This window comes from Butyrivibrio sp. WCD3002 (genome assembly GCF_000424265.1).
GTDB lineage: Bacteria > Bacillota > Clostridia > Lachnospirales > Lachnospiraceae > Butyrivibrio.
On the sequence record NZ_AUJO01000007.1, the window covers coordinates 134,485 to 154,029 of the forward strand.

Genomic DNA, 19,545 nt, shown 5'->3' on the forward strand with positions numbered 1-19,545 from the left:
GAGAAAAACAAATGAGTAAAGGCACAGTATACGCCCTGGTAAACCAAAAGGGAGGAACGGGGAAGACCCAGAGTGCAGAGAATATCGGGATCGGACTAGCTGATGAAGGCAAGAAGGTTCTGCTGGTTGATATGGATCCACAGGGTTCCCTGACTATAAGCCTGGGATATCCAATGACGGATGATATTCCGGTGACCATAACAGATATCATGGCGAACATTCTCCAGGAAATACCGATAGAACCGGGTGAGGGAATAATCCATCATACAGAAGGTGTGGATCTCATGCCTGCTAATATTTCTCTGGCCGGAATGGAGGTGTCACTTGTAAATGCCATGGGCAGGGAGAGAATCCTCAAGGAATATATCGATTCTGTAAAACACAATTATGATGCTGTTCTGTTGGACTGCAGCCCATCACTTGGAATGCTGACCATAAATGCCATGACAGCTGCAGATAAACTGATTATTCCGATGCAGGCTCAGTATCTTTCAGCAAAAGGACTGGAGGCGCTTCTTCAGACTGTAAACAAGGTGAAGAGGCAGATGAATCCGGGACTGAAGATTGATGGCATTCTTCTTACCATGGTTGATGGGAGAACCAATTATTCCAAACAGATCAGTGAACTTGTGAGAAATGTTTATGGCGGAAAAATCAATGTCTATGCTACGGAGATTCCGCATTCAGTGAGGGCTGCAGAGATAAGTGCAGCTGGAAAGAGTATTTATAAGCATGATCCGAAGGGAAAAGTGGCTGTGGCATACAGGCAGCTAACGAAGGAGGTGCTGAAAAATGCAGAAATTGCGCGGAAACATTCAGCTTACGAGTTATGATGACATTTTCAAGACGGATGGGGATGGCCTGAATAATAGCCAGGGAGACGATAAGGCCAAAGAACAGTTTGATAAAGGGGGAGAACAGGTTGTTGATATTTCTATATCGGATCTCCATCCATTTAAGAACCATCCCTTTAAGGTTCTGGATGATGAGGAGATGGCTAAAACTGTTGATAGCATCAAAGAGTTCGGGGTACTCACTCCGGCAATTGTTAGACCAAGAAGTGAAGGCGGGTATGAGATTGTGTCAGGACATAGAAGATGTCATGCTTCTGAAATTGCTGGAAAGGAAACACTTCCATGCATAGTCCGAGACTTGGATGATGATGCCGCTACGATTTTGATGGTGGATGCCAACTTACAAAGAGAGTCGCTGCTTCCGAGTGAGAGAGCATGGGCTTTTAAGATGAAATTAGATGCAATGAAACGGATTGCTGGAAGACCATCTAAAGAAAATTCTGGTCGAATTGACCAGAATTTAAAGGGCAAGGTTTCAAGAGATATTTTGGCTGAGCAAGTAGGAGAGAGTTCAAAGAATATACAGCGCTATATACGCCTAACTAATCTGCTCCCTGAAATTCTGGATATGGTCGATAACAAACAGATCGGTTTCAATCCGGCAGTTGAGATTTCATTTTTGGATGAAGCACAGCAACGCCAGCTCCTTGAAGCTATGGACTTTTCACAGTCTACGCCGTCGCTGTCTCAGGCCCAGCGCATAAAGAAGCAGGCACTTGAAGAAGGTATAACACAGGAGGCTATGAATGTAATCATGTCAGAAGAGAAAAAGTCAGATGTGGACAGAGTTACGATAAAGAACGATGTCCTAAGGAAATATTTTCCGAAGTCATACACTCCAAAACAGATGGAGGATACAATTGTGAAGCTGCTTGATCAGTGGCAGAAAAAGAGAATGCATGAAAAACACCTATGACCACGGATAAAGCCAGCTGATAGTTAGAGAGGGGGAGATTTTTATGCAGGAGACGGTTGAAGAGAAAACCGTAAACCTGGCTATCAGGACAGGCAAACTTTCCATGAGATGTCTGGTGGGGGCAGTCAGGGGATTTATAAATCACAAAAGGCGAAAGCAGATGATGGGACCCAAAAGATACAGGGGCAAGCAGACAGTAAAGCAGCTCCTTAGTCAGGATCAGGGTGCCACCAGTATGGTTATAGGAGATGAGGGTATAAAGGAATTTCAGCGTATAGCTAAAAGATATGGGGTGGATTTTGCAATAACGAAGGATAAATTTGCTGATCCACCTGTATATACAGCGTTCTTTAAGGCAAAGGACATGGATGCGCTTGAAGCAGTCATGGATGAATTTGAAAACACAAGAGCATTCAAGAAAGACAGACCCAGCGTAATAAGGCAGCTTGGCATCTACAAGGAAAAGGCAAAGGAGCAGATTATCAAAGCCAAAGTCAAAGTAAAGGAGATGATCAGATGACACGTAAACAGAAACGTATTATCCTTCTTAATCTTCCGTATCTGCTTATCGGGCTTGTTGCCACAAATCTTGGAGAAGCCTGGAGACTTTCTTCAGGGACAAATGCTACTGACAGAATCAATTCGCTGATACAGGAAATACCGGTTGCCATGGCGAACTTTTTGCCCAGTCTTCATCCTTTTGATATGATGATTGGCGCAGCAGTTGGTGCAGGCTTCAAGCTGGTTGTGATATACAGAAGTAAGCATGCAAAGAAATACAGACAAGGTGCTGAATATGGTACAGCAAGATGGGGAACAGCTCAGGATATTGAGCCATATATGGCTCAAAAGTTTGAGGATAATGTCATACTGACTCAGACTGAACGCTTATCCATGGAGAGCAGACCCAAGAACCCCAAGTACGCAAGAAATAAAAATGTTCTTGTTGTCGGAGGTTCAGGTTCAGGTAAAACACGATTTTTCCTGTTGCCTAATCTGCTTCAGATGCACAGTTCATATGTAATAACCGATCCCAAGGGGGACCTCATTATCAAAACTGGCAACTGTCTTAAGAGGCATGGATACGAGATTAAGGTGTTCAACACCATCAATTTCAAAAAGAGCATGCATTATAACCCGCTGCATTATATCCATTCCGAAAAGGATATTCTGAAGCTGGTTAACACACTTATTTCCAATACAAAGGGTGAAGGAAAGTCCGGTGATGAATTCTGGACGAAAGCGGAGACGCTGCTCTATACGGCTCTGATCGGTTATATCTATTATGTTGCTCCTTATGAGGAGCAGAACTTCAATACACTGCTTGAGCTTCTTAATGCATCGGATGTGAGAGAGGACGATGAAGATTATATGAGTCCGGTGGATATGCTTTTCAGGGATCTTGAGCGGAAGGAGCCAAATCATTTTGCAGTAAGACAGTATAAAAAGTTCAAGATGGCGGCGGGCAAGACCATGAAATCAGTGCTTATAAGCTGCGGCGCAAGACTTGCTGCTTTTGATATCGAGGAGCTTCGTGAAATAACAAGGTATGATGAACTCGACCTTGATATGTTGGGAGATAGGAAAACAGCTCTATTTCTTATCATGAGTGATACAGATCCGACCTTCAATTTCCTTATTGCTATGATCTACAGTCAGATGTTTAATCTGCTCTGTGAAAAAGCAGATGATGTTTATGGTGGTAAACTCCCTGTTCATGTGAGATGTCTTATCGATGAGACAGCGAATATCGGGCAGATACCGCACCTTGAGAAGCTTGTGGCGACCATTCGAAGCCGTGAAATAAGCGCATGCCTGTTCCTTCAGGCAAAGTCACAGCTAAAAGCTATATACAAAGATAATGCTGATACCATAGTCGGCAATATGGATTCACAGCTATTCCTTGGCGGTACAGAGCAGACCACTCTGAAAGATCTTAATCAAATCCTTGGCAAGGAAACTATAGACATGTACAACACCGGTGAGAGTAAGGGTAACAATCCATCGTACTCCATGAATTACCAGAAGACAGGTAAGGATCTCATGTCCATAGATGAGATAGCAGTAATGGATGGTGGAAAGTGCATCTTGCAACTTAGAGGTGTGAGACCGTTCTTGTCGGATAAATACGATGTAACGCAGCATCCGCACTATAAGGAGACAGCGGAGTATAACCCCAAGAACAAATATGACATAGAGAAGAATCTCATTCCAAAGATGTCACTTAGGGATGAGGATTTATATGATGTAGTAGAGGTGTAAAGATAGTGATGAGGCAGAAGTTGGCTATGAAGTATCATTCTTTGTAGCATTCTGCCTTATCAAAAATGTATTGAGTTTATAAATGAATGATTATATACTTTAGGGACATGAATTTTTACGCTTTGCGAGGACTAAATGGAAGAAGTAAAAAATACAGTTTATGTGTATGTGGATGAGTCAGGTAGTATTACTAAAACAAATATAAGCAATAATAGATATTTTATTATTGCCATGCTATTTACGGATAATCCTACCGCAATACGTAGGCTGTTTAAGAAGAAAATTTCACAACTAATAAAGAATGATAGCAAAAGAAAAGAGACACTGATTAAGAACAAAGAGATTAAGGGATCTGATATATCTGAGAGCAAAAAATTACAGATATATCAGCATGTGTTAACACACGGAAAAGATACTCTTGAGCTAGGAATAATCGTTTTAGACAATAATTATGCAACTGACAAATTCATTGAAAATCATGCTAGGGCATTTAATTATCTTGTTCAGGTATATTTCGATAGTTGCTATAGAAAGCATAGCAAATATATGACAGGATCAGGTAAAATTGAGATACTCCTTGATGAACAGAATGTTGCAACTGGAGCAAAGTATAACTTGGAGGAATACCTGAATCAGCAGCTGACTATGTCCAACCCAATTTGTGATTCGTTTGCCGCAAATTATACAGATTCCAAGAATGAAAAACTTGTTCAATTAGCAGACTTTGTAGCAAATACTTTTTACAGAAATATTGAAAAGAAAGATGAGAATAGCGCTGAAAATATCAAATTATGGATGGATTCTTTATGTGGTGATGATATTTTTGACTTTTCTGAGGCGCATGATATCAAACTAAATTTTTGACTAAAATCCTATTTAATGTTAATATTAAATCAGCAAAGTAAATCGTTGCAAACCGCATGAGGATGTAAGGCAGATGTAAGCTGTCCGGTCCAGCGTTTTTGTTAGAAGGGCATTCCAGATATGGGATGTCTTTTGTTGTATATAGAATTTTACATAGGCCAGCAAAGGCCGGAGACGTCCGGTACTTACTGGTCTGTTTTTATGCCCAAATTCAGGTGCACAGGGAGGAAGGCATAACGAAACTATCAATCATATTTTAAATCGAGAAAGGAGAGTAGTCCGAAAGCCGGCGCGGTTTTTGGATGAAGATAGGAAGATGAAGAAAGAGGTACGGATGAAGATGAGATTATGAAAATAGAGTACGAGGCGTGGGTTTCGGGCGTGGGAATCCCGATAGAACAGTTCAGAGAAGGACCAAGTGATCCGTTTATTCTCTATAAAACGGGCTATTATTTGGTATTAATAGCCTTTGCGATTGTTCTGTCACAGGGGATCCCGGTGAGCACAATGGAATTTTTTCAGAGCGCAGTAACATCATTACAGACAGTAGTAGTTGCCCTTGGTGCAGGTCTTGGAGCATGGGGCGTGGTTAACCTTCTTGAAGGTTACGGAAATGACAATCCGGGCGCGAAGTCTCAGGGTATGAAGCAGCTCATGGCGGGCGGTGGTGTTGCCCTCATCGGAACCCAGCTTATTCCTCTTCTTGCAAACCTTTTCTGATTTGCAGGAAAGCGCGGCCTGCCGCGCTATAGCAAGTGGCAGGACTGAAAATTTCATATGGTAATCATACAGAGCCAGGCGGAGATGCCGGTAAAGGGCATTTCCGAGTCTTGACTCTGGTCTTTAAAAATAAGCAAAGGAGCATAATCTATGGACAGAGTTATAGAAGAACTGACCTCCTGGCTTAAGTCTTTACTTGTTGACGGGGTTATGAGCGTTTTACAGGGCATGTTCGACAGTGTCAATAACCAGGTGGGTGAAGTGACCACACAGGTTGCGACAACACCCGCGGCGTTTCAGGCAAATGTCTTCAACCTGATAAAGGAACTGTCGGAAGGCGTGATCATGCCAATAGCAGGTATGGTACTGACATTCATCGCCTGCTATGAACTGATCCAGCTCATCATAGCGCACAATAACCTGGCAAATTTTGAGACATGGATATTCTTTAAATGGATCTTCAAGACATTCATAGCAGTAATGCTCATCAGTAACTGTTTCGACATAAGCATGGCAGTGTTTGATGTGGCTCAGCATGTTGTAAACAGTAGTGGTGCTCTGATACAGGGGTCGACGGCTGTTGATGATTCAGCTCTTGCTGGTATGAGGGCTACGATTGAAGCGATGGATCTGGCAGCCATATTCGGACTGTTCTTCCAGGTGCTGTTTGTTAATCTGGCAACGCAGATACTTGCTGCATTCATCTTCGTGGTCGTCTACGGAAGAATGGTGGAAATATATCTCATGATCAGTCTTGCACCCATACCCTTTGCTACATTCGGCAACAGGGAGCAGAGCCAGATTGGACAGAATTATTTAAGGGGACTTATCGCACTTGGATTCCAGGGTTTCCTCATCATGGTGTGCATGGGGATTTACGCAGCCCTTATACAGTCTGTTGCCTTTACGGATGACATAGTCGGATCCATGTGGGGAGTGTTGGGATATACGGTGCTTCTGTGCTTTTCCCTTTTGAAAACAAGTTCCCTTTCAAAGAGTATTTTCAGTGCAAGGTAGGGGGTAACAGAAAAAATGGCAAATTTCGTATCAGTACCCAGGGATCTTACAAGGGTCAAGGAAAAGATAGTATTCGGTCTTACCAAAAGACAGATTATATGCTTTTCACTTGGGGCCCTGGTGGGAGTTCCCCTGTTTTTTGTTACAAAGAAGATGACGGAAAACATAAGTGCATCAACACTTGCGATGATGGCGGTGATGATGCCCTTCTTTTTTGTGGCTCTTTATGAAAAGGACGGAATGAACTGTGAGACCATCCTTCGGCACATGATCGTCTGGAGATTCAAAAGACCCAGGATAAGACCATACAGGACAGAGAATTACTACGCTGCCCTCATGAGGCAGAGAAAACTAAAGGAGGAGGTAGAGGACATTGTTGTTTCATTTGTTCAGAAAGAAAAAGAAAAGAAACCTTAAGGTTCCGGCACGCCTCTCATCCGAGGAGAAGAAGCAGATAAAGAAGGTCATTGATAATGCGAAGAAATCGGACGATGTTCCCCACTCCGCCCAGGAATCCGTGACCTTTGAGAGGATGTTTCCCAGCGGCATATGCAGGGAGGAAGGGGATTTCTATTCAAAGACGATCCAGTTCCAGGACATCAACTACAAGCTCGCCCAGGATGAGGACAAGACAATCATGTTTGAGGAGTGGTGCAGTTTCCTGAACTTCTTTGACAGTTCAGTGGAGTTCGTGCTGACATTTCTTAACGTAAGTACGGATGCAACAGCTTTTGAAAAGAGTATCAGGATACCCTTAAGGAAGGACGGATTCAACGTCACAAGGGATCAGTATTCAAATGTACTGAAGAGGCAGCTTGAAAAGGGTAACAACGGTCTTACAAAGACCAAGTACCTGACATTCGGAATCCATGCATCATCCATAAGGGAGGCAAAGCCAAGGCTCAACCATATCGAGATAGATATAATGAATAACTTCAAGCATCTCGGTGTCATGGCAAATACCTTAAACGGCAAGGAGCGTCTTAAGCTCATGCATGACATTTTCCATATGGGAGATGATGACAGGTTCATGTTTGATTGGAAGTGGTGCAGTGAAAGAGGACTTGGTCCCAAGGACTTCATCGTTCCAAGCAGCTTTGCATTCCAGAAGAAAAAGAGTTTTGAGATGGGAGACATGTACTGTGCGATGAGCTTCCTTTCGATAACGGCATCCGAGATAAATGATGAGATGCTGGCAGATTTCCTTTCAATGGATTCATCGCAGGTGCTCAGTATACACATGCAGTCAATTGACCAGAATCAGGCTATAAAGAACGTCAAGCGTAAGATAACGGAGCTAGACAGGAACAAGATCGAGGAGCAGAAAAAGGCCGTAAGAGCCGGGTATGACATGGACATAATTCCCTCAGATCTTGCCACCTATGGTAAGGATGCAAAGGCACTTCTTCGCGAGCTGCAGTCACAGAACGAGAGAATGTTCCTAATAACCTTCCTTATCATGAATACGGGTAAGACTGAGAGGGAGCTTGAGAATAATGTTTTCCAGGCAAAGAGCATAGCACAGAAGCATAACTGCATTCTGGTAAGACTTGATTACCAGCAGGAGATGGGACTTATGAGCAGCCTTCCGCTTGCACGTAACCATATCCAGATACAGCGCGGCATGACAACATCAAGCTCAGCGATCATGATCCCGTTCACGACCCAGGAGCTTTTCCAGGAGGGTGAGGAGTCACTATATTACGGACTTAATGCCCTTTCAAATAACCTTATCATGGCTGACAGAAAGAAGCTGAAGAATCCCAACGGACTTATCCTTGGGACACCGGGTTCGGGAAAGTCCTTCTCAGCAAAGCGTGAGATGGCAAACGTCATGCTCGCAACGGACGATGATATTATAGTATGCGATCCTGAGGGAGAGTATTCCCCGCTTGTCCATAAATTCAACGGCCAGGTAATCAAGATAAGTGCCAATTCCACACAGTATATCAATCCCATGGACATCAACCAGAACTATTCCGACGATGACAATCCCATAGCACTGAAGGCTGAGTTTATCCTGTCCCTCTGCGAACTTGTCCTTGGAGGAAGGGACGGCCTCATGCCAATAGAGATAACCGTCATAGACAGATGCGTCCATAAGATATACAACAGATACTTTGAGGATCCAAGGCCTGAGAACATGCCGATTCTGGAGGATCTGTACAATGAGCTGTTAAAGCAGAGTGAACCTGAAGCCAGGAATGTTGCTACTGCACTTGAGATCTATGTAAAGGGTTCCCTCAACGTATTCAATCACAGGACAAACGTTGATATCCATAACAGATTCATCTGCTATGACATCAAGGAGCTTGGAAAACAGCTTAAGAAGCTTGGAATGCTGATCGTTGAGGATCAGGTCTGGGGCAGGGTTTCAGCAAACCGTGAATCCGGAAAGAGTACACGTTACTATATGGACGAGTTCCACCTGCTCCTGAGGGAGAAGCAGACCGCAAGCTACAGCGTGGAAATCTACAAGCGATTCCGTAAGTGGGGCGGAATACCGACAGCAATCACGCAGAACGTCAAGGACCTCCTGTCGTCTCCTGAGATAGAGAATATCCTGGAGAACTGCGAATTCATATATATGCTGAACCAGGCGACAGGAGACAGAAATATACTTGCCAGAAAACTTGGCATCAGTGACCATCAGCTCTCATACGTAACCCAGGCGGGTGAAGGTGAAGGGCTGTTATTTTTTGGAAACGTGATACTGCCGTTTGCAGACCATTTCCCTACAGACATAGAGCTGTACCGAATACTTACAACCAAACCGAATGAGATTGCACAGTATAAGGAAGAGAAGGGAGCATAAAAACTTGAATGACAGAAAGTATTACAGGAGTAAGTTTCGCACGAAGTCCTCCCTGAAGGCTGAATACAGGAAAAAGCTTAATCATGGCAGAGGCGTTCAGAAAAGTCAGGATGGCGATATCATAGGTGATCCGCTCAAAATTACTGAGATGGATGCGACTGATATATCCAAAGAGGAACTTAAAAAACGGAGACTCCGTGCAAGGCATAGGAAGAAAGTTCTTGAAGGAAGAAAAGAGTCTGAGGAGCTTCTTGGTGTAAAGGCGCAGATGATTGAGGAGAACAGACATATACAGGAGGATAACTATTCCAGAAATATGTCACAGATTACAGACGAATCCCATAAGGAATTCGCTGATCATATATCATTCATGAATTCATCTGAAGCTGAGAAGTCCAATGTATATCAGGCTGAGGTTGTGGCGAGCCATGTATTTGGCAAGAGCACTTCAGGCACTCCCGGATCAAGGCTTGATGCTATGAGGAGAACTACCTCGGGCATATCTCATGGTGTTATCGGAGCAGCCGGTCTTGCAGCGTCTGCAGCCACAAGTGTTGTTGGAAGTGCCTGTACACCTGACGGAACAGACGATGACAATTCAGGTGATGATGCAATCCGTGAAGGAATTCGGGCCACGGAAGAAGCCGGCAGAAGGTTTAATGAGAGCGTATACCGCAGGAAGCTTAAGCGTGAGCACAGGGAAGAAAGGAAGAATTCCAACGAGCAGAATCCGAAGGACGGGTCAAATCCAAAGTCCAGGGCAGCACAGAAAAAGAAGAGAAGGAAATCCTATTATGAGAGGGAGAAGGAGCGTGAGGCAGCAAGAGGCGGTCTTACAACGCTGGAAGAGATAGCTGAGAAGATCTCAGAAAAACTCAGTGACATTGCAGCAGCGATTGTTGCCTTTGTTGAGGAAAATCCCAAGCTTTTTGTGGCGATAATCATCATAATGCTCATGATAATCATGCTGTGTACCCTTATGTCCAGCTGCGCACTTGTTATGCCTGCCATGAACGATGGTGGTGCGACATCATCCTACAGTGCCTACGATGAGGATATCAAAGGCGTTGAAAAGGATTACCGGAAACTCGAGGAAGATCTTGAAGATACCATTTCAAAGACCCCGGAGCTTTATCCCGGATATGATGAATACGAGTACGAGCTTGATGAGACAGGACATGATCCCTATCAGCTTGCAGCTTTCCTTACCGCCAAGTATGACGATTACAAACGGAAGGACATGAAGAACATCATTAAGGAGATCTTCAAAAAGCAGTACAAGCTCACCTATTCGGAGAGACAGGAGACAAGGACCAGGAAAGTCCAGAAGATAGGACTAAGGTGGGTGGAGGATCAAAACCACGCTGATGGCGGGTACTATGAGCAGTATACCTATGAGGTTGATGAGCAGTACACAGTAAAGATCCTGAAGGTAAAGCTCGATAACAAGGGACTTGATCATGTCATTGAGCACTCGGGTATGACGGATAAACAGAAAAAGCATTACGAACTTCTCTTGTATACCCGTGGTAACAAGGAATATCTCTTTGAGGATATCTACGGAGACGGAGATGATGATGAGTATCATGTTCCGGGAGAAGCACTCACTGACCAGCAGTTTGCAGCGATGATAGCTGAAGCTGAAAAGTATCTTGGAAGAGCGTATGTCTGGGGAGGCAGCAATCCCACGACAGGCTTTGACTGTTCGGGATTTGTATGCTGGGTGCTCAATCACACGGGATGGCACGTGGGAAGGACAACTGCACAGGGACTGAGGAAATTCTGTACACAGATCTCACCGGAAGAAGCAAAGCCGGGGGATCTTATTTTTTTCCAGGGAACCTATGATACACCCGGTGCAAGCCACGTGGGAATCTATGTCGGGGACGGCATGATGATACACTGCGGAAATCCCATTTCCTATGCATCGGTAAATACAAAGTACTGGCAGAATCACTTTTTATGCTACGGGCGTTTGCCTTAAATGGAAAAGCAGCTGCCAGAAGGGGGAGACATGTTTGAGAGATTAGACAGATACAAGGCCGAACTTGCGAAGGCCAAAGAGAAAAGAGCCGAGGCTGATGCAAAGGTCAGGGCTCTTGAAAAGAAATGTCAGGAGGAGGAAAAGACTGCCGTCCATGAAATGATGAAGGCAGCCGACATCACTCCTGCGGAATTACAGAAGCTTATCGCCTACACAAAGGGGAACATGCCCGGGGATAAGAGTGTGGGAGAGATAGTTAATAACGATGAGGAGGAGATCACAGATGAAACTGAAGACTAAAATACTTATATTTGGCGCAGCGGTGTTTGCGCTGACAGCGTTCTGTATTACAGGCAATAACATCACTGCAAAAGCCTTTGTTGATCCGGAGGCTGTAGAAGCTGAGGAAGAGAAACCCGATCCGCCTGCGGAGGAACCGGAAGAGGAGATGGGACCTCTTACTCCCGAGGGAAACCTTACCATAGTTGATGACTATGGCAGTCCTGAAAAGAGCGGAAAGCAGTTCATCACTGTCACGACGAAGAACGGAAATATCTTTTATATCATCATCGACCGTGATGATCAGGGTGAGAATACAGTTCATTTCCTTAATCTTGTTGATGAGAGGGATATCCTGTCACTTCTTGATGAGGATGAGATAAAGGAACTGAAGGGTGAAACTGATGAAGAGGTCACACCTGCTCCTGTGGTGGAAGAGCCTAAAGAAGAGGAGCCTGAGCCCGAACCTGAGGAGCCTAAGAAGGGAGGATCCAAAGCGGCTCTCATTGTGATACTGATACTCATGGCTGGTGCAGGTGGCTTTTATATTTACTCCAATAAGGACGAGTTCATAAAGAAGGAAAAGGAAGATCCTGATGAGGATTTCCAGGAGGAAGAGGAAAAGAGTGTACTCGACAGTATGCCAGAAGAGCATGAGGACTCTGAAGAGTAATCAGGATATTAAAAGGGCAGTGCCATTAGAGATTCATAAGAATCCCATGAATTGTCCTGAAAAAAAAGCGGCTGCAGATGCTTTGATCTGCAGCTGTTTTCATGAGAGGAGGGAATCATCATGGTGGAAGCAGATGTAAGAATGCCGATGACTGCAGAGGAAAAAGTGGACATCATCTCAAACCGTCTTTCAAGCTACAGCTTCAGGATGGGTGAGGTTATTGATGCCAGAAAGAAAGCAGCGGAAAAAAAGAAACAGCTGATAAAACACGGTAAAAAGGATGGCAGGGAATCAGTTCTTCAGAAACTGGAGAACTACAAAAAAGCGAAAGGAGTGCTGGCATGAGCGGACTTGATATAGCAAACGACAGGCTGAACAAGGAAGAGGAACTTACAGAAAAAGAAGAGTCCATCCTTGAACAGCATACTATCCATTCGAAAAAGAATTATCTCAAAACTGTGGAGGATGCAGTCGAAGGTAATGACAATAACTTTGACGGAGTGATCAACTCGGTTCCTGAAATAAAAGAGGATGATCTGAGAGTTGTGCCTGCCTGGGCTTTGGAATTTTTGGAAGATCTGGACAGGATCCTGGAAGGTGATGACACGGAGCTGTCCGGAAGAAAAGCCAGGGAGTATGAGGAAGCAAAGGCAAAAGCTGAAGAGGCTGAGAGGATTGCAGGGGAGAGAAGACATGCAAGAGCGCACGCACAAAGTTACTGTCAGATTGACAGATGAGGAATATGCAAGACTTATCGCCAAGATGGATGAGGTCGGTGTCAGCAGCATGAGCATGTATATCAGGAAGATGATGCTGGACGGGTATTGTGTGAGATTAAAGACGGATGACTTTAGTGAGATCGTGTATCTCCTTCGCATGTGTTCCAACAATCTTAACCAGTATGCGAAAAAGGCAAATGCTTTCGGAGATGTATATGCTGCAGATATGGAAGATCTGAAAAAGAGACTTGATGAAATCTGGGAGCATACAAAAAACATGATGATAGCTTTTTCGCAGATCAGATAAATGACATAAAGCATGGATATGTAAGAACTTCCTAAATGACAAACTTGGCAGATAAGTTTTTCAAATCTATCATTATCATATCAGGAACGGATATTTGTTTTCCGAGGAATCGCAGTTGGCATGATTTAAAGACTGGAGGTAAAGCGATGGGTATGATGAGAATTGTTTTGAAGGTTCTGCTTTTTCCGTTATTCCTTATGGTGTTCACGGCAAACATGTTTGCAAAGATGTTTGTGAATATCTCTGGATTTGTTGCAGGGATGATGTTCCTTGTCGGGACAATCCTTATCATCTACTGCTTTGCGACCCACTGCATCTTTGGAGTGGTGATGACCTTCATTGCAGGGATGATGGTAATGGCAGCGATGCTCGCCATTGGACTTTGTGAGCATCTGATCGAGATGGCGGTGGAGCTTTACCAGGATTTCTGATAACTGAAGACAATGGATATGGCTATAAAAGCAGTCTGTATTTTTCATAAATATGGGCTGCTTTTTCTAGTGCGCCCGACGGCGCACGTTTCTAATGGGTGTAAGTCCCTAGCCCGCCCGACAGTGGGAAGGGCACAGCCGAACACCAAGGGTGTCCTATCGTGGCAATGACCACGTTAACGCGAGGGGAATCTGAAGGAAGGTGTAGGCAAATCTCCGACCATACGGACAGAAACTATATATGAGGCTATGCTGCTTTGGGGGTAAGACTGCTAGACAAGTCAAAGCCCAATAACTGTACGGAACCGCGCATAGTAAATATGGTTGGTGCATGGAGTGAAAGAAACGTGTGGTACTCGGGGAGGTCTCGTCAGCGGGAGGAAACAGAGTATGAAGCCCGTGAGTAACAACGAATGATGAGAAGTCAGCAGAGGTCGTAGTACCATGGCGACTATAGGCGCCGTGGGAAGGACTGAACTTTTAGGAGACACAAGCAATGAATGTAACCGAAAGTAGGTTTGAGAACAGACAACTTCATATTGAAGACTACCTGCAAATGGCTACTGCGGAACAGGAAGAGTATGCAGGAGTGTTCGACTACGCTAGGATTACTGAAAAGAGCGGTGTCATCACAGATTTTTGGATGGACAATCTACTGGACTTGATTTTGCGTAAAGACAACATGAATAAGGCTTATAAGAAAGTAAAATCAAATGGCGGCGCAGGTGGAATTGATGGAATGCAGGTGGATGAACTTCTGCCCTACCTAAAAGAACACAGTAACGAGCTAATCCAAAAGATAAAGGATGGGAAATATAAGCCCAACCCTGTCCGCAGGGTAGAGATACCCAAAGAAACAAAGGGTGAGTATAGAAAGTTGGGAGTTCCGACAGTTGTAGACAGAGTCATACAGCAGGCAATAACGCAGGAACTCGTGCCCATCTTTGAGCCACAGTTCTCAGAGAGCAGTTTTGGCTTTCGACCCAAAAGAGGACAGCATGATGCCCTCAGACAATGCCAGAAATACGTCAATGATGGATATATGTATGTGGTGGATATGGACTTGGAAAAGTTCTTTGATACCGTCGGTCATAGCAAGTTGATAGAGGTATTGTCACGTACCATAAAGGATGGCAGAGTTATATCTCTCGTTCATAAATATCTGAATGCAGGAGCTATGGCAAACGGACTGTTCGAGAAAACAGAAATCGGTATGCCTCAGGGTGGACCCCTCAGTCCATTACTTAGTAATGTCATGCTTAACGAGTTGGACAAGGAACTGGAGCGCAGGGGCCTGCGGTTCGTAAGATTCGCGGATGACTGCATGATTTTTTGCAGGAGCAAGAGAAGCGCTCAGAGAGCCATGGTCAACATAGTTGCATATATTGAAGGGAAACTCTTCCTTAAAGTAAACAGGGCGAAAACAGTAGTTGCGCATATCAGAGATGTTAAATACCTCGGATACGGGTTCTACATCTACAAGCATGTATGCCGTTTTAGAGTACACCCAAAGTCAGTTACGAAGATGAGAAAGAGAATCAGAGAGCTAACTGATAGAAATAAAGGCATAAGCAATGCTGAACGTGAAAAGAGATATCGTGAGTATGTGGAAGGATGGATTGTATATTTCCGCCTTGCTGACATGAAGAATCTTCTCAAGAATACAGACTCATGGGCTAGACATAGAATTAGAGCCGTCTATTGGAAGCAATGGAAGAAAGTCAGAACGAGATATAAGATGCTGAGAGCACTGAAAATCGAGGAGTGGCAGGTGAATATGCTTGCCAATACAAGAAAAGGCACTTGGAGAGCGGCACAGATGCTTTCCGTAGCCCTTACAAATAAAATAATAGTCAAACTCGGATACACGTCCATGCTTGACTATTATCTGAAAGTCTGTTGAAAACTAAAGGAACCGCCTTGGTACCGGACGGTATGCCGGGTGGTGTGAGAGGTCGGCTACTCACCTGATGGGTAGCCTCCTACTCGATTTGCCGGGAAAACGAAAGAAGGGGGACCGATCATGGCAGCAACCAGGCTTATTTCACTTCATCATGTTAAGACAAAATCTGTTACCCAGTGCCTTAAGCGCTGCATTGATTATGTCAGGGATGAGAAGAAGACTGAGGATGAAAAGTATATCAGCACCTACGGCTGTGATCCCAAAACAATCGTCGGTGAATTCCTTCTTTCAAGAAAAATCTATGAGGACAATGTAAGAAGACCGCATAAAAAAGATGTTATCGCCTATCAGATAAGACAGTCATTTAAGCCGGGGGAGATCACTCCTGAAAAGGCAAATGAGATAGGGTACGATCTCGCAATGCGCTTCACAAAAGGAAGGCATGCTTTCATGGTTGCCACGCATACGGATAAACACCATATCCATAATCACATCGTTTTCAACTCCGTATCCATCGATGGAAAAAGCAGGTTCAGGAATTTTTATTTTTCAGGACTGGCACTTTCAAGAATATCCGACATTCTCTGTCTGGAGAATAATCTCTCAGTGATTCAGAGCAGATATGAAGAAAATATCAGAAACAAAAACAGTAAAAGGCATCGCTCCGGGAATCGCGCCCTTGATCAGAACAGCCTAAGCTTCCTTGTTGATATCGAGAAAAAGATGCGCGAGGGAAAGGGCAGGGGATATGAAAACTGGGCGAGGAAGTTCAACCTAAAGCAGCGTGCCAAGGTGCTTCTGTTTTTGGAAGAACATGGCATTTCCTCTTATGAGGAACTTGTAAAAAAGACGGATTCCATGGAAGCAGATATCGATGTCCTGAATGAAAAGATAAAAGCCCGTAACACTGCCATGAAGGAAAACAAGGAATTACAGAAAGCCATCATAGACTATTCCAAGACCAGGTCAGTTTATACCGAATACAGGAAGTGCGGATACAGTAAAAAGTTCTATGCCGAACATGAGGATGAGATCGAAAGACACAAAGCAGCGAAGAAGATCTTTGATACTGTTTCCAGCGGAAAGCTTCCCAAAATGAAGGAACTCCGCGATGAATACGGCGAGCTCCTTGCTGTAAATAAAACTGATTTTCAGGAGTATGTACGCATGCGGAAAGAGAAAAAGGACTTCCTTATTGCAAGGAAGAACCTCGAACTTCTGCTGGAGCGTGAGAAGGCAGAAGAGAGAGAAAAGGCGAAGGCGAAGCAGAGCCGCAGCTCGAGGTCGGAGACCTCGTTGTAAAAGCAGAAATCGCATTTGCCCGACAAATGCACTGCTTGCATGCGACCCAGCCTGAGGCTGTGGTCGTCCCGGGGTAACAGCCAGGAAGAAAAAGATCATCAGAGCTTTTCAAAAAAGCTGAAAACACAAACAAACTATTTTTCAAAATGAGGGGAGACAAAAGTCATGAGAATTGATATCAGAACAAGAGCACTTGAGGAGACAACAAACGGAGTAAGGGGAGTTGCGACAGTAACCTTTGGAGGCAGCTTTGCTGTAAGAAATATTTCCATCGTGGAGAGCAAGGCCGGGAATCTTTTTATCTCGATGCCCAGCTATAAGATGAAGACCACAGATGAAAACGGAAAGGCCCAGTTCAAGGACATCGCTTATCCTGTGACAAAGGATTTTAGAGAAAGATTACAGGAGAATGTTCTTCAAAGCCTGGAGATTGGTGAGGACGTAACCTTTGAGGTGTGATCTTTGACTACAAGAATATGCTGAAAGGGGGAGCGTTATGACTGAAGATTATGAGAAATCCAAAATGGACCAGATCTCGGAGAAACTTGAACAGGGACTCCGGGATCTTTTTAATTCTGAAAACTATAAGGTATATCTGACCACAATGTCTAAGTTTCACACTTACAGTTTCAACAATACCCTGCTCATAGCCATGCAGAGACCTGATGCAACTCTTGTAGCCGGGTACCAGGCCTGGAACAGAAATTTTGGAAGATATGTAAAGAAAGGTGCAAAGGGAATCAAGATCATTTCTCCTGTAGTCAAAAAGGCAGAAGAGCCAAACAGAGAAAATATGATCCCTATACTTGCACCGGGACAGACTCTTGAGGATTATCAGAAAGCCCAGGCAGAGAAAAAACCGGAATACCAGATGTCAGGGTTCAAAGTCACAACTGTATTTGATGTATCAGATACGGACGGAAAAGAGCTTCCGACCATTGGATGCAGGGAACTTGGCGGTAATGTGGAAGATTATGAAAAGATGATCGCTGCACTTACTGCGGTTTCTGTTGTGCCGATCGAGTACCATGAGATTCCAGGTGACGTAAAAGGTTACTACAATATGAGTGAGAAAAAGATTGTGGTCAACGAAGGAATGTCTGAGGTACAGACCATCAAGACGCTGATCCATGAACAGGTCCACAGCAGGCTGGATGATAAGGATAAAATAGCAGCGGAGGGGCTGGAGAAAAGAACCCGCAATGATGCTGAGCAGATCGCGGAGTCTGTAGCATATGTTGTATGTCAGCATTATGGAATAGATACTTCTGAGTATTCATTCGGATATATCGCTTCCTGGAGTCAGGACAAAGATGCAAAAGAGCTTAAAGCTTCCATGGAGACCATAAAGAAAACTGCATCAGGTCTTATCAAGGAAATCAATGCCGAACTTGGCATTGATGAAATTGGTAAGGAGAAAAAGAACTTCATGGATAAGCATGTCTCTGCAAAGGGAGCAGAACACTCAGAGGTTAAAGTTGTCAAACCAAAGAAAGATATGGAGATGGCAATGTAAAAACTATCGTCAGCTGACGATGAAAATGTATTTTGAAATTGCTGGTGGAGGAATAGTCCATCCGAACTTTTTGGGGTGTCATTTTATCATCAGCTGACGATGTTTTGGAGGTCAAATTTGTGTCCTGGAGGTTAGTTATGGACGAACTTTTAAAAATCGAATGTGAAACCATTGTTAACTGGAACAAGGAAGAGCCTTTTGCGATTGTCTATACCAGGGATCCGGATGTGATGAAGAGGCTTGATCAGTTATGTACCAGGTACCCGGAACTCTATGCGCTGACAAAGGAAACCAGATTTGATAAATACTATCAGATTCCTAAAGGTTATGTCAGATTTCATAATCCTGCGCAGAATTCTCAGAAATCAAGGGAGGATGCCAGCAGGCGGATGAAGGAAATAAACAAAGCAAAATGGAACGCAAAGAAATGATTTCACAAAAGGGGTTGCAATAAATTTGCAGCCTTTTACATACTCGGCAACATTGATTTGCATTGAAGATCAAAATAAGCTTTACAGAAGAAATGCTATTACTACTGTTTTGATTATTGAGTGGGTGAACATATGGAAATCGATTATGAAATTGTTGGAAAACGCATAAAAGAATATCGTGAGAGACTTGATCTTACACAGGAGGATCTGGCATTTGCCATTGGGACCTCATCGGCATATATAAGTGAAATGGAAAGAGCTTTGAAGAAACCAAGTCTAGATAAGCTGGCTGATATTGCGGAGGTTCTAGGGGTAACTGTGAATGATTTCATATATCCTGCCTCGATAACCATGACCAATGTGAAGGAATTGAAATCAGCATTCTTAAAGCGGATATCAAAATATACACTGGATGAACAGAGCAGACTCCTTGATAATCTTGATTCAATAGTGGACATAGTAAGTACAAAGTAGGTGGCGGCCAAACGGCTGCCATTTTTTTTTGCAAAAAAATACAAAAACTTAACCTATAGCACGAGCAGTTTAACCTAC

The 19,545-nt window shown here is 43.9% G+C and carries 22 protein-coding genes; all 22 read left to right on the top strand.

Annotated elements, in window-relative coordinates; translation table 11 throughout:
- The first annotated feature begins 11 nt into the window (after positions 1-11).
- The 22 genes from G608_RS20800 (at position 12) to G608_RS22455 (ending at position 19,467) form a co-directional block, all read left to right on the top strand.
- Positions 12-833 carry a ParA family protein gene (locus G608_RS20800; protein WP_026491472.1) on the top strand — a complete coding sequence of 274 codons (822 nt, stop codon included), beginning with the start codon at positions 12-14 and terminating at the stop codon, positions 831-833.
- Positions 793-1,770, top strand: a complete 978-nt coding sequence (locus G608_RS0110025) for a ParB/RepB/Spo0J family partition protein (protein WP_026495901.1) — start codon at positions 793-795, stop codon at positions 1,768-1,770. The genes G608_RS20800 and G608_RS0110025 overlap by 41 nt, the downstream gene beginning before the upstream one ends.
- Positions 1,771-1,813: 43 nt before the next feature.
- On the top strand, positions 1,814-2,290 hold the full coding sequence (locus G608_RS0110030) for a PcfB family protein (RefSeq protein WP_026495902.1): 477 nt from the start codon (positions 1,814-1,816) through the stop codon (positions 2,288-2,290).
- Positions 2,287-4,032, top strand: coding sequence for a VirD4-like conjugal transfer protein, CD1115 family (locus tag G608_RS0110035; protein WP_026495903.1), 1,746 nt, complete (start codon positions 2,287-2,289; stop codon positions 4,030-4,032). Before G608_RS0110030 ends, G608_RS0110035 begins: the two co-directional genes overlap by 4 nt.
- A gap of 135 nt (positions 4,033-4,167) precedes the next feature.
- Entirely contained in the window at positions 4,168-4,896 is a 729-nt protein-coding gene (locus G608_RS0110040; RefSeq protein WP_026495904.1) for a DUF3800 domain-containing protein, read from the top strand.
- 507 nt (positions 4,897-5,403) lie between these two features.
- A complete protein-coding gene (locus tag G608_RS0110045) occupies positions 5,404-5,616 on the top strand; it encodes a Maff2 family mobile element protein (protein ID WP_026491467.1) in 213 nt (70 codons plus the stop codon).
- 150 nt (positions 5,617-5,766) lie between these two features.
- Positions 5,767-6,633: a VirB6/TrbL-like conjugal transfer protein, CD1112 family gene (locus tag G608_RS0110050; RefSeq protein WP_026491466.1), complete on the top strand. Its 867-nt coding sequence runs from the start codon at positions 5,767-5,769 to the stop codon at positions 6,631-6,633.
- Positions 6,634-6,648: 15 nt separating this feature from the next.
- Entirely contained in the window at positions 6,649-7,050 is a 402-nt protein-coding gene (locus G608_RS0110055) for a PrgI family protein (protein WP_026495905.1), read from the top strand.
- Between the two features lie 37 nt (positions 7,051-7,087).
- Complete coding sequence (locus tag G608_RS0110060) at positions 7,088-9,448, top strand: VirB4-like conjugal transfer ATPase, CD1110 family (protein ID WP_442852222.1); 2,361 nt, start codon at positions 7,088-7,090, stop codon at positions 9,446-9,448.
- Between the two features lie 4 nt (positions 9,449-9,452).
- Complete coding sequence (locus G608_RS20805) at positions 9,453-11,432, top strand: C40 family peptidase (protein WP_051209147.1); 1,980 nt, start codon at positions 9,453-9,455, stop codon at positions 11,430-11,432.
- Positions 11,433-11,462: 30 nt separating this feature from the next.
- Positions 11,463-11,732 (top strand): DUF4315 family protein, encoded by a 270-nt coding sequence (locus tag G608_RS20810; RefSeq protein WP_035765106.1) that lies wholly within the window; start codon positions 11,463-11,465, stop codon positions 11,730-11,732.
- Entirely contained in the window at positions 11,716-12,384 is a 669-nt protein-coding gene (locus G608_RS0110075; RefSeq protein ID WP_026495907.1) for a DUF4366 domain-containing protein, read from the top strand. Before G608_RS20810 ends, G608_RS0110075 begins: the two co-directional genes overlap by 17 nt.
- A 120-nt stretch (positions 12,385-12,504) precedes the next feature.
- Complete coding sequence (locus G608_RS0110080) at positions 12,505-12,729, top strand: hypothetical protein (RefSeq protein WP_026491462.1); 225 nt, start codon at positions 12,505-12,507, stop codon at positions 12,727-12,729.
- A complete protein-coding gene (locus tag G608_RS0110085) occupies positions 12,726-13,121 on the top strand; it encodes a DUF4316 domain-containing protein (protein WP_026491461.1) in 396 nt (131 codons plus the stop codon). The genes G608_RS0110080 and G608_RS0110085 overlap by 4 nt, the downstream gene beginning before the upstream one ends.
- Complete coding sequence (locus tag G608_RS0110090; RefSeq protein ID WP_026491460.1) at positions 13,078-13,410, top strand: plasmid mobilization protein; 333 nt, start codon at positions 13,078-13,080, stop codon at positions 13,408-13,410. Before G608_RS0110085 ends, G608_RS0110090 begins: the two co-directional genes overlap by 44 nt.
- Positions 13,411-13,556: 146 nt before the next feature.
- On the top strand, positions 13,557-13,841 hold the full coding sequence (locus G608_RS0110095) for a hypothetical protein (RefSeq protein ID WP_026495908.1): 285 nt from the start codon (positions 13,557-13,559) through the stop codon (positions 13,839-13,841).
- 496 nt (positions 13,842-14,337) lie between these two features.
- Complete coding sequence (ltrA, locus tag G608_RS0110100) at positions 14,338-15,744, top strand: group II intron reverse transcriptase/maturase (protein ID WP_026495909.1); 1,407 nt, start codon at positions 14,338-14,340, stop codon at positions 15,742-15,744.
- A 120-nt stretch (positions 15,745-15,864) separates the two neighbouring features.
- Positions 15,865-17,046, top strand: a complete 1,182-nt coding sequence (locus G608_RS0110105; protein WP_026495910.1) for a relaxase/mobilization nuclease domain-containing protein — start codon at positions 15,865-15,867, stop codon at positions 17,044-17,046.
- 165 nt (positions 17,047-17,211) lie between these two features.
- The gene (locus G608_RS20815) at positions 17,212-17,505 is read left to right on the top strand and encodes a SpoVG family protein (protein WP_051209150.1); all 294 of its coding nucleotides are present in this window, start codon (positions 17,212-17,214) and stop codon (positions 17,503-17,505) included.
- Positions 17,506-17,542: 37 nt separating this feature from the next.
- Positions 17,543-18,562, top strand: coding sequence for an ArdC family protein (locus G608_RS20820; protein ID WP_035795310.1), 1,020 nt, complete (start codon positions 17,543-17,545; stop codon positions 18,560-18,562).
- 137 nt (positions 18,563-18,699) lie between these two features.
- Positions 18,700-18,993: a hypothetical protein gene (locus tag G608_RS0110120; protein ID WP_026491456.1), complete on the top strand. Its 294-nt coding sequence runs from the start codon at positions 18,700-18,702 to the stop codon at positions 18,991-18,993.
- A gap of 132 nt (positions 18,994-19,125) precedes the next feature.
- Positions 19,126-19,467, top strand: a complete 342-nt coding sequence (locus G608_RS22455; RefSeq protein ID WP_051200792.1) for a helix-turn-helix domain-containing protein — start codon at positions 19,126-19,128, stop codon at positions 19,465-19,467.
- Positions 19,468-19,545 lie beyond the last annotated feature (78 nt).

Excerpts from the sequence above, each read along its gene's own strand:
- G608_RS0110090 (WP_026491460.1), top strand. The coding sequence starts at position 13,078 with ATGCAAGAGCGCACGCACAAAGTTACTGTCAGATTGACAGATGAGGAA.
- G608_RS0110050 (WP_026491466.1), top strand. The coding sequence starts at position 5,767 with ATGGACAGAGTTATAGAAGAACTGACCTCCTGGCTTAAGTCTTTACTT.
- G608_RS0110120 (WP_026491456.1), top strand. The coding sequence starts at position 18,700 with ATGGACGAACTTTTAAAAATCGAATGTGAAACCATTGTTAACTGGAAC.
- G608_RS22455 (WP_051200792.1), top strand. The coding sequence starts at position 19,126 with ATGGAAATCGATTATGAAATTGTTGGAAAACGCATAAAAGAATATCGT.
- G608_RS0110080 (WP_026491462.1), top strand. The coding sequence starts at position 12,505 with ATGGTGGAAGCAGATGTAAGAATGCCGATGACTGCAGAGGAAAAAGTG.
- G608_RS0110025 (WP_026495901.1), top strand. The coding sequence starts at position 793 with ATGCAGAAATTGCGCGGAAACATTCAGCTTACGAGTTATGATGACATT.
- G608_RS0110075 (WP_026495907.1), top strand. The coding sequence starts at position 11,716 with ATGAAACTGAAGACTAAAATACTTATATTTGGCGCAGCGGTGTTTGCG.
- ltrA (WP_026495909.1), top strand. The coding sequence starts at position 14,338 with ATGAATGTAACCGAAAGTAGGTTTGAGAACAGACAACTTCATATTGAA.
- G608_RS0110035 (WP_026495903.1), top strand. The coding sequence starts at position 2,287 with ATGACACGTAAACAGAAACGTATTATCCTTCTTAATCTTCCGTATCTG.
- G608_RS0110095 (WP_026495908.1), top strand. The coding sequence starts at position 13,557 with ATGGGTATGATGAGAATTGTTTTGAAGGTTCTGCTTTTTCCGTTATTC.
- G608_RS20800 (WP_026491472.1), top strand. The coding sequence starts at position 12 with ATGAGTAAAGGCACAGTATACGCCCTGGTAAACCAAAAGGGAGGAACG.
- G608_RS0110105 (WP_026495910.1), top strand. The coding sequence starts at position 15,865 with ATGGCAGCAACCAGGCTTATTTCACTTCATCATGTTAAGACAAAATCT.
- G608_RS20815 (WP_051209150.1), top strand. The coding sequence starts at position 17,212 with ATGAGAATTGATATCAGAACAAGAGCACTTGAGGAGACAACAAACGGA.
- G608_RS20820 (WP_035795310.1), top strand. The coding sequence starts at position 17,543 with ATGACTGAAGATTATGAGAAATCCAAAATGGACCAGATCTCGGAGAAA.
- G608_RS0110040 (WP_026495904.1), top strand. The coding sequence starts at position 4,168 with ATGGAAGAAGTAAAAAATACAGTTTATGTGTATGTGGATGAGTCAGGT.
- G608_RS0110055 (WP_026495905.1), top strand. The coding sequence starts at position 6,649 with ATGGCAAATTTCGTATCAGTACCCAGGGATCTTACAAGGGTCAAGGAA.
- G608_RS0110030 (WP_026495902.1), top strand. The coding sequence starts at position 1,814 with ATGCAGGAGACGGTTGAAGAGAAAACCGTAAACCTGGCTATCAGGACA.
- G608_RS0110085 (WP_026491461.1), top strand. The coding sequence starts at position 12,726 with ATGAGCGGACTTGATATAGCAAACGACAGGCTGAACAAGGAAGAGGAA.
- G608_RS0110045 (WP_026491467.1), top strand. The coding sequence starts at position 5,404 with ATGGAATTTTTTCAGAGCGCAGTAACATCATTACAGACAGTAGTAGTT.
- G608_RS20810 (WP_035765106.1), top strand. The coding sequence starts at position 11,463 with ATGTTTGAGAGATTAGACAGATACAAGGCCGAACTTGCGAAGGCCAAA.